Source organism: Gemmatimonadota bacterium (assembly GCA_016719105.1).
In the GTDB taxonomy this organism is placed as follows: domain Bacteria; phylum Gemmatimonadota; class Gemmatimonadetes; order Gemmatimonadales; family Gemmatimonadaceae; genus SCN-70-22.
The window spans coordinates 141,538-154,126 of sequence record JADKAQ010000001.1; the positions used below are offsets into that span (position 1 = coordinate 141,538).

Below are 12,589 nucleotides of genomic sequence, written 5' to 3' on the forward strand. Positions count from 1 at the left end.
TCGTTAGGTCATGGCTGTTCCTGCCACGCAGATTCGCAAGGGCATGGTGATCGTCTTCGAAGGCGATCCCTGCCGCGTGATCGATTTCCGCCATCATACGCCGGGCAACCTGCGCGCGATGGTGCAGACCAAGATGAAGAACCTCCGCTCGGGGGCGAACTTCGAGCACCGGTTCCGCGCGGACGATTCGATCGACAAGGCCTCGATGGAGACTCATGAACTCGAGTTTCTCTATCAGGGGGGCGACACGTACCACTTCATGAATCTGGAGAACTACGACCAGATCGAGTTGGACTCCGAGGCGCTGGGCGACAATGCGCAGTGGATGGTGCCCAACATGAAGATCATCGCCGAGTACTACGATGGCCGTCCGATCGGGATCGAGCTGCCGCAGTACCTGGTGTTCGAGATCGTCGAGACGTCGCCGGTGATGAAGACGGCGACCAAGACGTCGTCGTACAAGCCGGCCAAGCTGGAGAACGGGGTGACGGTCAACGTCCCCGAGTTCATCGGCACCGGCGAGCGTGTTCGGGTGAACCCGAGCACGGGTGAGTACCTGGATCGGGCGAAGGACTGATCGACGCTCGGCCGGTGGGTCCCCGGTTGTTTCAGGGGTGCGGCCGGTTTAGAATGTTGGTCCTTCGCACGTCATGGTGGCCGTAGCTCAATTGGTTAGAGCACCGGACTGTGGCTCCGGGGGTTGGGGGTTCAAGTCCCCTCGGTCACCCCTGTTTCAAACAGACGGGAGACGGGAGACGCGAGACGCGAGTCTCACGATGCTCCAGCCGACTGCCTGAATAGGTCAGTAGCTCAATTGGTAGAGCACCGGTCTCCAAAACCGGCGGTTGGGGGTTCGAGTCCCTCCTGGCCTGCTGGACAGAACGGAACGGAAGCGCTGCGGACGTCCCGCCGTGGTGCCGAACATTGCAGGGAGTGCCGCCTCCAACCCACCGGAGGCGGGTCGGAGGCGGTATCGTCTAGGGGACTAGGACACAGCCCTCTCAAGGCTGGAACACGGGTTCGAATCCCGTTACCGCTATGGGATGTCCCGAGGGGAAGTCGGCCCCATCGTCTATCGGTTAGGACGGCACTCTTTCAAGGTGCAGAGACGGGTTCGACTCCCGTTGGGGCCACTGCAGGTGTTGGTGTGCAGTGACTATGTTGGTGCAAGCTGGACCGCAGGAAAACACGGAGTCGTAATCTCCGTGCAGGGTTCGCGTACGGTTTTCGTGGATGGCGTAGCTACGCTCCTCGCGAGACAGGACGCACGATTGAAGTCGGGGGCTGTAGCTCAGCTGGTTAGAGTGCCGGACTGTCACTCCGGAGGTCGCGGGTTCGAGCCCCGTCAGCCCCGCTGTCGTACCTGGAAAATGCCCAAGTGGCGAAATTGGTAGACGCGCCATCTTGAGGGGGTGGTGCCGAAAGGCGTCGCGGTTCGAGTCCGCGCTTGGGCATAGCTCGTCGCAACACCGGCAACATTTTAGGCCGCATCTGGCAGCACCTCGCACCACGCGGATGGATTCCGCCAGCGTAGCTCAGTGGTAGAGCACCCGATTCGTAATCGGGCGGTCGTCGGTTCAATCCCGACCGCTGGCTCTGACAGGCTAGAGCGCCCGACGTCCCCGTGACGTCGGGCGCGTTGCTTTTCCGCCTGAGCCACCGCCGCGCCGCGCGGTCGACCTGCCGGTTGGTGCTCGCCGTCGCGGGGATCAGGCGCCACATTTGCGCCTCTCGTTCACCCGCCGCCTATGCATCGCGCTCACTACCGCCTCGCTCTCGCCGCCTGCCTTGCAGGCGTCGCCTTCGTCGTTCATCCGGCATCCGTCGGCGCCCAGCAGGCGCGCGCGATGACCTTCGACGACATCACGAAGTTGCACGCGCTGTCGGAGGCGCGCCTCTCCCCCGACGGGCAGTGGATCGCCTACGCGGTGCAGTCGAACGACGTCACCGCCAATACCACCGACTCGGACCTCTGGCTCGTGGCGGCCGACGGCCGCGCGGCGCCACGACGGCTGACCAACAATCCAAAGCGGGATCGCTCGCCCGATTGGTCGCCCGATGGCCAGCGGCTCGCCTTCATCTCCGAGCGTGCCGGTGCGCCGCAGCTCTTCCTCCTCCCGTTAGGCGGCGGGGAGGCCGAGCAGGTCACGACGCTCAAGGGGGCCGTGCTCTCGGCGCAGTGGTCGCCGGATGGAACGCAGCTCGCTGTCGTCGCGACGCAGCCCCCCAGCGAGGACGAGGAGAAGGCGGTGAAGGGCGGCGACGACGCCGTCACCGTCGACCTCAACCTCAAGCACACCCGGCTCTGGATCGTGACCGTCGCCACGCGCGCCGCCCGCGAGGTCATCGCGCGTGACTGGGACGTCGCCGATCCGCAGTGGTCGCCCGACGGCAAGACCATCGCCTACCGCGCCTACCCCTCGTCGCGGGCGGACGATGGGCATCGCGGTGACATCTGGCTCGTCGACGTCGCCAGCGGCAACGCGCGCCGCTTCAGCGAGAACGCCGGGAACGATGCCTCGCCGCGCTGGTCCCCCGACGGGTCGGCCCTCGCCTGGCTCGCACGCCCGGCCACGGGGCCGATGATCGCGCAGGATCGGCTCGTGGTGGGTTTGGTGGCTGGCGGGGCGCCGCGCGAGGTGATCGCGCCGTCGTTCCTCTACCAGCCGGCCCCCGTGACCTGGTCGGCGGACGGACGCACGCTCTACTTCACGACGCAGACCGGGACGACCACGCAGGTCTTCGCCGTCCCGTCCGCGGGGGGGACCCCCGCGGCGATCACGAAGTTCGAGGGGACGCTCGGCGGCTTCTTCGGCGCGGAGGGGGTCGCCTTCACCGCGGATCGCTCGCGCTTTGCGTCGGTCGTCGCCACGACCACGACCCCGTTCGAGGTGGCCGTCTTCGACGCCGCCACCGGGACGCCGCGCGTGGTGACGTCTCACAATGCGGTCGCCCGCGAGTGGTCGTTAGGGCGCACCGAAGTCGTGCGCTGGAAGTCGAACGACGGGCTCGAGGTCGAGGGGCTCCTCGTCTATCCCGTGAACTACCAGGCGGGGACGAAGGTCCCGCTCCACACCGTCGTGCACGGCGGTCCGTCGGGGGCGTGGATGCAGTCGTTCGCCGGCGACTGGTACAACAACGCGGCGCATGTCTGGGCGGCCAAGGGGTGGGCCCTCTTCTATCCCAACCCGCGCGGTTCGTCCGGCTACGGCGAGAAGTTCCTCCTGGCCAACGTGAAGGATTGGGGGGGCGGCGACTATCGCGACATCCAGACCGGCATCGATGCCCTGGTCAAGCGCGGGATTGCCGACCCGGACAAGCTGGTGCAGTCGGGGTGGAGCTACGGCGGCTACATGACGGCGTTCACCCTCACGCAGACCAACCGCTTCAAGGCGGTGATGGTCGGGGCCGGGCTCACCAACATGTTCTCGATGTACTCCACCAACGACCTGCAGACGCTGCTCGAGGGGTATTTCGGGGGCGAGCCGTGGGACGTGAAGCAGCAGTACGAGCGCGCGTCGGCCATGACCTACATCAAGAATGCCAAGACGCCCACGCTGATCCTGCATGGCCAGGCCGACACGCGCGTGCCGGTGGGGCAGGCACAGGAGCTATACCAGGGACTCAAGAAGAACGACGTCCCGGTGGAGCTCGTCTTCTTCCCGCGCGAGCCGCACGGACTGCAGGAGCCGCGGCACCAGGTGGACAAGCTCAAGCGCGAGTACACCTTCCTGACGCGCTATGCGCTGGGAGAGGGCGTCAAGATCGTCCCCTGAGTTGGTCGACGGAACGCACGCGGGGCGCGACACGGAGCAGGACCGGCCGCGTCGCGCCCCGTGTCGTTCATCACGCGCCGCGCCGCTCCCGCACGCCGGTCAGTGCCGCGGCGCTTCCTGCCACGACGAGAAGCCACCAGGTCGTTTCGGCGCGTGCAGGACGTGGGGAAGGTGATACCCGCGCGTACGAGCGTGCGAGCCAGCGTGAGAGCCAGGCGCTCTCGTCCATCCCAACCAGAGAGTGGAAGACCGCGTCGACGCGGACGTCCCGCCGCCACGCCTCGCCGAACTTCGCCGGTCCCACTTCGCGCACCAGGTCGGAGAGCGCGAGACCCTGCCTAACGCCGAGCGCGCTGCCATGTACCGAGTGCCACGGCAGCGGCCCCACGAGTCGCTGCGCCGCGACCACGGCGGTCGGACGCTCGTCGTCGAACATCCAGCGGCCGTGGTGTGTCGCCTCGCTCCACGTGCGCGCGCAGGCGGCGTCACCTCGCGCGAGGCATCGCGCCCCATTGGCGGAGAGGTCGCTCCAGGGCTGACGCGCTTCCTCATCGTCGTTGGCGACATCGTTCCAGCGCGCGAAGGCCGCCGGGTTCCACTGCGCCGAGTCCAGGTGTGCGCGCAGGGCCGCCCCCGGCAGGCCAAAGGCGGCGAAGAAGGCACACGGGCCCAGCACCCCGCGCCCGGAGGAAAGGGTCGCGACGATCCGGTCGCGGTTGAGGTTGCGCACCGTCAGGAGCAACGTGCAGGGGTCCCCGGCGCGCTGCGGAAGGCGCGCGAACCGGGCCACGGGGGCGTCGGCGTTGCCGATCCCGACGATTGGCGGGAGGGTCTCACGCGGCGACCGCGAGACGAGGACACGAAGCGGCGAGCGGAGTATGCCGCCGGCTCCCAACGCCAAGGTGGAACGTTCGCGGCTGATCGCCTCGCGTACCATCGGGAGAATAGCCCGCCCGGCCGAGTCGATGGCCACCACGGTGACGTCGCTCGTGTCAGGAGTGCTCACATCCGCGTGGTCGGCGATGGCGATGAGTTGCTGGTCCGTATAGGCGTTCGCCTCGCGGATCATGGCGTCACGGACCGCCACTCGCTGCGCGTAGAGGGTGCGTTCGCGAGCACGTCGCAGGTAGTACGGACGCTCCTCGGCCTCGCCGAACTGCAGCGCCAGGGCGAGGGCGGCGGCGCAGGCGCCCAGGAGCGTCAGCCGCCAGGGCATGGTGGTCAGTCGCATCGACGCGTCCTCCGCAGTCCGAGTCCCGTCAGGAGCAACGTCCATCCGATCGTGGCGAGGGCGACCTCGCCCGTGGGGCGGATGCGTGCGCCTCGCTGCGAGATGACCCGCCGGCGCCAGCTCGACAGCAGCGAATCCTCTTCCACGCCAGCGGCAGCGGAGAGGCGCGTGCCGATGTCACCGGTGCTGGCACGCAGGCGCGTGATGGCGCCATCCCCGCCCAGGCGCAGGGCCTCGTGGAGGAGGACAAGACGCGGGGCCTCCAGCGTCGGTGCCGGAAGACGATCGGGCCCCAGGCGTTTGATCAGCGTCGAACATGCCGCAGCGTCACCCGTGAGGCATCGGCGCTGCAGGCGCGGCGCTTCGTCCCCGTCCTGCGGTGCGAGACGCAGGCGGCTGGCGAGGTCGCGGTAGTCCTCCGGGGCGTACCACGCGTGCGCGGGATCGGAAGGGCGTCCGCGCAGCGACAGGATCGTTGCGCACGCGGCGAGGTCTCCGACCACGCATCGGCGCGCGGCGAACGACCCGGCGGTCGCGACGTCCATGCGGGCCCGCGTCTCCACGGTGGCCGCGGGGGCGACCGTCACGATGGACACGTTGAACAGCCACGTGCGCATCGCATCGTCCATGGTCCGGTTGGTGATCGCGCCGACGATGGCTGTCAGCTGCAATCGCAGGTCGTCGCGCGGCAGGAAGGCCTCGCCTCCGGCCGGTCCGTATAGCCCATAGGGGACCTCGTCCCATACGACGAGGCGCTCCGGACCGAACGACCGCCCCTCTTCTGGCAGGAGAGGTCGGACGTGGATGAGGTGCCGCCGCAGCGAGTCGACAATCGTCGCGTCGAGGGACGGTTGCAGTTCTCGGGATAGTGCGGTGGCCGCACGACGTACGCCTTCGCGAAGCCGGCGGGTCGTGGCGATCCGGAAGAGCCCGGCCTGCACGGTGTCGGTGAACCAGTGACTGGTCGCCACGGTGCGTTCGCGCTTGCCTGTGCTGTCGAGCGCGCGTCGGCGGTGGTCGAGCTGCTGCAGGCGACGCGCCCGCGCGGCGGGCGCGTCATCGCGCGTTGCTCTGACGGCGTGTTGTTGCGCGGTGTCCGGACGCTGCGCGCCTCCGGCGGCGGCGTGCGAGCGCCCCGACACGGCGACGACGAGGACCAGCGTGCGGAGCGCGAGCGCCGAGGTGCGCATCGTCCTAGACATCGATGAAGCTCCACGGACTCAACAGGATACCGAAGGGGCCCCCCGGGAGCACCAGCGCGCGTGAGGCGAGCGAGAGCCAGGTGAGCGGCGCCGGCAGCGTCTCCGCTGGGAGGAGGACGAAGAGAAAGAGGAGGATGAGTGCGCCGAACACGACTCCGCGCGCGCTGTCCGGCACCGAAGCGCACGAGGAAGGCGAGGGCGTGTACCAGCCACGCCGCCATCAGTGCCCGCAGCGCCAGTGACGCGGGATACGCGTGCAACGATTCCGGGAGCTCGAGCAGCCCTGACGCCGCGGCCCCCCCAAGCCAGATGGCGACGGCGAGCATCCCTAACAGGAGGAAGCCAGCGCCCAGCCGGTACAGGAGGTACCGGCGACGGGCGATGGGGAGCGACAGGGCATAGACGTGCCGCCCGCGATCGTCGACCGACCAGTTCTGGACCACCAGGGCAACCGCTGCCAGGCAGACGGTGATGGCCACGAGCAGCCCGATCATTCCCCCGACCTCGACGTAGCCGTTCGCCGAGATCCATCCGATCCCGAACCGTGCGGACATCGGGACGGAGAGCACCGGGAGCGCGAACCCCGCGGCCAGGAAGAAGAGCATGATGGCGCGCGTCCAGATCCACTGCGCCCGAAGCATGGCGACAAACATCACGCAGCCTCCCGTCCGTCCGTGGTGGTCTGTCCGCGCGCTCGTGCGGCGCTGAGCAACTCGACGAAGCTGTCCTCGAGGTCCAGATCCTCGACCTCGCGCAACGTGCTGCCCGGAAGGAGCGCGGCAAACGCGCCCCGCATGTCGGGACGCCAATCGCGCACCACCCACTCCTCGTCGCTGCCGATCAGCGTGCGCCTGGCGAGGACGCGAAAGGGGAGGGTCGCGATCGTCGCACCCGCACCCGCACCCGCACCCGCACTGTCACCCGCACCTGCAGGCGCGCTTGCACCACGCACGCGCAGTCGCTTCACGCCCGCGCGGAACTCGGACATCGGGAGTTCGGCGACCATCCGTCCATCATCCAGCAGCCCTACCCAGTCGCAGATGCGCTCCTGCTCGTGCACGAGGTGGCTGGAGATGAAGACGGTCGCCTTGCTCGCCGCGACGTAGTCCACGATGGCGGAGAGGACGTCACGCCGAACGACCGGGTCGAGTCCGTCGGTCGGTTCATCCAGGACCAGCAGCTCCGGCCGCACGGCGAGCGCGAGGAGGAGCATCAACTTGCCCGCTTCGCCCTTGGATAGTCGCCCGACCAGCGCGTCGCCGCGGAGCGCGAAAGCGCGCTTGAGTCGATCACCCTCTCGCGCGTCCCAGCGAGGATAGAAGGCCGCGTGGTATCGCATCGTCTCGTCGACCGAGAGCGCCGGGTACAGGTGCAGGCGCTCGGGGACGTAGCCCACGCGCGCGAGCGCGGGGACCACGTCGTCGGGGACGCGGTGACCGAGGAGGTCGATCGTGCCGTCGTCAGGGGGGAGCATCCCCATCAACGACTTGATCGTCGTCGTCTTGCCCGACCCGTTTGGGCCGAGGAAGCCGTACACCGAGCCGCTCGGCACGGTGAGGTCGAGCCCACGCAGGGCGAACTCCCGTCCGGCGCGATAGGTGAGCGAGCGGATGCGGATGGCGTCGGTCATTTCCTGGTCTCCTGCATGGCGTCGTGAAGTGCGCGACTCAGCTCGTCGGCGGCGAGGCCAAGACGCGATCCCTGCGCGAGCATCTCCTGCACGAGGCGCCTGGCCTCGGCGGCGCGGTCTTGCCGCTTTCGTTCGGTTGGGACGCAGGAGACGAATGTCCCCGCTCCCTGGCGCATCTCGACCGTCCCGTCCTGCTCCAGCTCGCGGTACGCCTGCGCTACGGTCGCCGGATTGATGCGGAGCTGGCTCGCGAGCGCGCGCACCGACGGCAGGGCGTCGCCGGCGCGCAGCTCGCCCGCGGCAACGGCGACGCGGAGCCGTCCGGCAATCTGAGCGTAGAGAGGAGTCGGGGAACGCGGGTCGATTCGGTCGAACATGCCGCCGTCGCTAGGTGTATCGGTGTAGTAGTACACTGGTACGACGAGCGATCGCCGACGCCGTCACAGGCCCTGACGAAAACGAAGACGGCCGCCCCGAAGCGGGGCGGCCGAATCCGTCGTTGACGACGATCAGAAGGAGGCCAGCAGTTCGTCGAGGTCGGCGGCGTCCGGTGGGTCGGCTGTCTGTGGGTTGGTGGAGTGGCGTGCCGGATCGACCACCCGCGCCCTGGGCGCCGGGGCTGCGGCCAAGGGAGCAGGGGAGGGGGGCGGGCTCGAGGCGTCGTCGTGCAGCTGGAAGCTCCCCACCACGGCGCGCAGCTGGTCGGATTGCGACGCCAGTTCGACGGCGGCCGCGGCGCCTTCCTCGGCGGTTGCGGCCGACTGCTGCGTCACCTGGTTCACCTGTTCCACCGCGAGGTTGATCTCGTCGATGCCTAACGACTGTTGTGCGCTGCCGGCGGCGATTGTCGACACCACGGCGCCCGCGGACTCCACGCGCCGGGCGATCGTCTCGAGCATCGCGCGGGCCTCGGTCGTGACCGCGACGCCATCGTCGGCGTGGTTGACGAGCTGCTCGAGGAGCCCGGCGGTGCTGCGGGCGCCGTCCGCGGCGCGCACGGCAAGGCTGCGCACCTCGGCCGCCACCACCGCGAAGCCGCGTCCGGCGTCGCCGGCGCGGGCGGCCTCCACGGCGGCGTTGAGGGCGAGCAGGTTGGTCTGGAAGGCGATCTCGTCGAGGGTGCGCACGATGCGTGCACTCTGGTCCGCCGACTCCTTGATGCGTCCCATGGCGTCGCTGAGCCGTTGCATGCGCTCCACGCCACGCGCCGCATCCGCGCGCGCGGCGTCGGTGATGTCATGCGCCTCACGTGCCTGAAGAGACCCCGCCTTTGCGGTCGAGGCGACCTCGTGCAGCGACGCGGAGACTTCCTGCAGCGCACTGGCCTGCGATGACGCACCCTCCGCCTGGCTGCGCGCCCCGGACTCGAACTCGCGGCTCACGCGCGCGAGCGTCTCGGCCGACACGGCAACCTCGTCCAAGGCAGAGCGCAGGTTGTCCACCGCCCCGTTGATGGCGCCCTTGATGCGGTCGAAGTCGCCGCGGTACTCGCCGGACATGTGCACACGCAGGTCGCGCGAGGCGACGCGCCCGAGCACGTCCGACGCCTCGTTGATCGGGGCGACCACGGCATCGAGTGTCCGGTTCACCCCCGCAACCAACTCCCGATAGCCGCCGGCGTAGGCGCCCGCATCCGCACGCGTGTCCAGCGCCCCGGCCTCGGCACCAGCGACCAGTGCGCGCGTCTCCTGCACGAGGTTGCGCATGGTGTCGGCGGCGCGCGTGAACGCCTCGATTGACCGCGCGCTCTGCTCGATGATTCCGTTGACGCTCGACGCCAATGCGGCGAGTTCGTCGTTGCCGTTCACCGGGAGGGGCGGGGTGCCGTACTCCGCCCGCGCATCGAGATCGCCGGCGGCCAAGGCATCCAGCGCGTTGGCGAGGTTGGCAATGCACACGCGTTGCAGCATCTGCGTCCGCTCGAGCATCAGGTTGAGCGTTCGCGAGAGCGTGCCGGAGACGACGATGGCGATCCCCGTCGCGTACAGGATGACCGCAATGAGCAACCCGAGCACCATGAACGTGACGCGTTTGGCCAGCGCCTCATTGCCCGCGGCGAGCACTTCGGCGCGTCGCAACATCTGGCGCTGCATCTCGTGCATCGTCGCGGCGAGCGACTGTTCCATGAAGTACGTGCCGCCCTGCAGCGCCTTGGACGCCTCGGCGCGCTGTCCGGAGGTGATGAGCCCGAGGACCCGGTCGCGTTCGCCGCGAAAACGTCGCAGTTCATCGAGGAACGCGACGTTGATGAGTTGCAGCTCCTTGGTGTCCAGGCGCTGCTGCACGCGCAGGAGCAACGTGTCGATGCGCGCATCCACCTCGACCGCCTCGCGCGCGTGCCGCGCCGCCGTCGTCGCGGAGTCGGCCAGGACGGCCTCTCGCATGTCGACCCGGATCCCCTGCAGGTCGGTCATCGCCTCGCCGGCATCGGCAAGGGGGACCGTCATGTTCTGGAAGAGCGCGCGGTCCGCCGTTTCCAGTCGACGCATCGCCAGGAGGGCGACCACGCCGAGCAGCGCCGTGATCACGGTGACGCTCCCGAAGCCGAGGAGGAGCTTGGGGCGGAGCTTGAGGTTCTGGAACCACCGCATGAGGTTCGTTCTCCTTTCAGTCGATCAACGCGTCGCGTCCAGGACGCCGAGCGGCGCATCGGCTGTCTCGCCAATGCGCCGCACGGCCGCGCCTTCGGGTCAGACTCCTGCGAACGACCGTCGTCCCATCGGGCGACGTGCAGCTGACGATGACCTGCTGCTCGCCACGGAAGCGGGGGCCTCCAGTGCCACCGCGCCGCCCCCGTCGCCGAGGTTGAACTGCCCAACCAGCTCCTGCAGGTGCGTCGATTGCCCGGCGAGCTCGATGGACGTGGCCGACGACTCCTCGGCGTTGGCCGCGACCCGCTGCGTGACGATGTTGATCTGCTCGACGGCGGTGCTGATCTGGTCGATGCCAAGCGCCTGCTGGTCGCTCCCGGCCGCGATCTCGCTCATCGCGATCCCCGCCGTTTCCACGTGCTGGGCGATAGTCGCGAACTGCTTGAGGGCGCGCGCATTGAGGGCCACCCCTTCGTCGGCCGTGCGCACCGATTCGGCGATGAGCCCGGTGGTGGTGCGGGCCGCATCCGCGGCGCGCATGGCAAGGTTGCGCACCTCCTCGGCGACGACCGCGAAGCCGCGACCGGCGTCGCCGGCCCGCGCCGCTTCCACTGCGGCATTGAGCGCAAGCAGGTTCGTCTGGAAGGCGATCTCGTCGATCGTCTTGATGATCTTGGCGCTCTCGTGCGCCGACGACTTGATGCGGCTCACGGCCGATTCCAGCTGCCGCATCTCCTGCAGCCCCTCGGCCGCCTGCTGACGTGCCTCCTCGGTCACGGCGCGCGCCGACTGGGCGCGTTCGGCGCTGTTCTTGGCCGTCGCCGAGACCTCGTGGAGGCTGGCGGCGACCTCTTCCAGCGAACTCGCCTGCTCACTTGCCCCCTCGGCGAGTGTCTGGGCCGACGAGGAGATCTCCTCGCTGGCACCCGCCACCTGCATCGCCGAGGCGGAGACGTCGCCGAGCGCGCGCTGCAGGTTGGCGACCGCCAGGTTCACCGCGGCGCGGATCGTGTCGAAGTCGCCGTTGTAGCGACCGTTCATGGTGGCGGAGAGGTCGCGCTCGGCGATGCGTCCGAGCACCGCTGAGGCTTCCGAGATCGGGGCGACGATGGCGTCGAGCATCCCGTTCATCCCGTCGCCAAGTTCCCGATAGCCCCCCTGATACTTGCGGGCATCGACGCGCTGCGAGAGGGCGCCTGCCTGCGCGGCCCCAACGAGCGATTGCGTTTCGTGCACCAGCCCCTGCAGCGTGTCCGCGGCGCGGCCGTACGACTGAATGGACTTGACGCTGGTCGCAATGATGCCGTCGACGCTGCGCGCCAGGTCGCCCAGTTCGTCCTTCGTGCTGATGTTGAGCGGCGGCGTGCCGTACTCCGGTCGGGTATCGAGCTTGCCGTCGGCGAGCGCGTCGAGTGCGCTGCCCAGGTTGGTGATGCAGACGCTCTGTAGCCGGTTGGCGCGCTCCACCATGAGGGAGAGCACACTGGAGAGGCGCGAGGAGATGAAGAGCGCGATGAGGAGGGCGACGAGGACTGCGGTCACCAGCCCGATCACGATGATGGTCGACATGCGCGAACCCAGCGCGAGGTTGGCGTCCTTCACCTCGGCGGCGCGCGTCACCTTCTGGAGCTGCATCTCGTGCATCGCGGTCAGCAGCTGCTCCTCGGCCTCGGCGATATGACTGGCCAGGAAGGCGTACGAGCCAAGCCGGTCGCCGGCCAGCACGAGCGCGACCAGCGAGTCGCGATCGGTCCCGAACACCTTGAGGTTGGCGTCGAAGGCTGCATACGACTTTCGACCCTCTTCGGTCGTGATCGTCTTCTGGTACTCGGCCAGGAGTGAATCGGCCGTCCGCGAGAAGGCACGGACATTGGCGATGTGCGGGGCGGCGGCCTGCTGCGACTCGGAGAGCACGGCGTCGCGGAGGTTCACGCGTACGCGCTGGATGTTGTTGATCGCGTCGCCGGACTGGGCGAGCGGAACGGTCATGTGTTCGTACAGTTCGGCGTCTGCGTCGCGCATCTGCTTGAGGCTGATGACGCTGGCGACACCGATCGCGACCATGATCGTGACGACGCTAGAGAAGCCAAGCAGGAGCTTGGAGCGGAGACGGAGGTCGTGGAACCAGTCCATACGAGGCACCAACGGGCGGGAGGTCG

Annotated in this window: 9 protein-coding genes and 7 tRNA genes; 9 read left to right on the top strand and 7 right to left on the bottom strand. The window is 68.6% G+C overall.

Going from position 1 to position 12,589, the window contains the following annotated elements; translation table 11 throughout:
• Window positions 1-10 precede the first annotated feature (10 nt).
• The 9 genes from efp to IPN47_00600 all read left to right on the top strand — a co-directional run bounded on the left by efp (window position 11) and on the right by IPN47_00600 (window position 3,776).
• Window positions 11-577 carry an elongation factor P gene (gene efp / locus IPN47_00560; GenBank protein MBK9406548.1) on the top strand — a complete coding sequence of 189 codons (567 nt, stop codon included), beginning with the start codon at window positions 11-13 and terminating at the stop codon, window positions 575-577.
• A gap of 76 nt (window positions 578-653) precedes the next feature.
• A tRNA-His gene (locus tag IPN47_00565) sits at window positions 654-727 on the top strand.
• A gap of 72 nt (window positions 728-799) precedes the next feature.
• Window positions 800-872 (top strand) — tRNA-Trp (locus IPN47_00570).
• 94 nt (window positions 873-966) lie between these two features.
• Window positions 967-1,039, top strand: a tRNA-Glu gene (locus tag IPN47_00575).
• A 22-nt stretch (window positions 1,040-1,061) separates the two neighbouring features.
• A tRNA-Glu gene (locus tag IPN47_00580) sits at window positions 1,062-1,133 on the top strand.
• Window positions 1,134-1,280: 147 nt separating this feature from the next.
• Window positions 1,281-1,354, top strand: a tRNA-Asp gene (locus IPN47_00585).
• 18 nt (window positions 1,355-1,372) lie between these two features.
• Window positions 1,373-1,454, top strand: a tRNA-Leu gene (locus IPN47_00590).
• Window positions 1,455-1,524: 70 nt separating this feature from the next.
• Window positions 1,525-1,596 (top strand) — tRNA-Thr (locus IPN47_00595).
• A 152-nt stretch (window positions 1,597-1,748) separates the two neighbouring features.
• Entirely contained in the window at window positions 1,749-3,776 is a 2,028-nt protein-coding gene (locus IPN47_00600; protein MBK9406549.1) for a S9 family peptidase, read from the top strand.
• Between the two features lie 70 nt (window positions 3,777-3,846).
• Here IPN47_00600 and IPN47_00605 read toward each other — a convergent pair whose 3' ends face one another.
• From IPN47_00605 to IPN47_00635, 7 genes are all read right to left on the bottom strand, one after another.
• On the bottom strand, window positions 3,847-5,007 hold the full coding sequence (locus tag IPN47_00605; GenBank protein MBK9406550.1) for a hypothetical protein: 1,161 nt from the start codon (window positions 5,005-5,007) through the stop codon (window positions 3,847-3,849).
• Window positions 4,998-6,209, bottom strand: coding sequence for a hypothetical protein (locus IPN47_00610; GenBank protein ID MBK9406551.1), 1,212 nt, complete (start codon window positions 6,207-6,209; stop codon window positions 4,998-5,000). The genes IPN47_00605 and IPN47_00610 overlap by 10 nt, the downstream gene beginning before the upstream one ends.
• Window positions 6,202-6,360, bottom strand: coding sequence for a hypothetical protein (locus tag IPN47_00615; protein MBK9406552.1), 159 nt, complete (start codon window positions 6,358-6,360; stop codon window positions 6,202-6,204). Before IPN47_00615 ends, IPN47_00610 begins: the two co-directional genes overlap by 8 nt.
• Window positions 6,361-6,861: 501 nt before the next feature.
• A complete protein-coding gene (locus tag IPN47_00620) occupies window positions 6,862-7,839 on the bottom strand; it encodes an ABC transporter ATP-binding protein (GenBank protein ID MBK9406553.1) in 978 nt (325 codons plus the stop codon).
• Entirely contained in the window at window positions 7,836-8,216 is a 381-nt protein-coding gene (locus tag IPN47_00625; protein ID MBK9406554.1) for a GntR family transcriptional regulator, read from the bottom strand. Before IPN47_00625 ends, IPN47_00620 begins: the two co-directional genes overlap by 4 nt.
• A gap of 132 nt (window positions 8,217-8,348) precedes the next feature.
• A complete protein-coding gene (locus IPN47_00630) occupies window positions 8,349-10,430 on the bottom strand; it encodes a methyl-accepting chemotaxis protein (GenBank protein ID MBK9406555.1) in 2,082 nt (693 codons plus the stop codon).
• Between the two features lie 99 nt (window positions 10,431-10,529).
• Window positions 10,530-12,563 (bottom strand): MCP four helix bundle domain-containing protein, encoded by a 2,034-nt coding sequence (locus IPN47_00635; protein ID MBK9406556.1) that lies wholly within the window; start codon window positions 12,561-12,563, stop codon window positions 10,530-10,532.
• Between the last annotated feature and the right edge of the window lie 26 nt (window positions 12,564-12,589).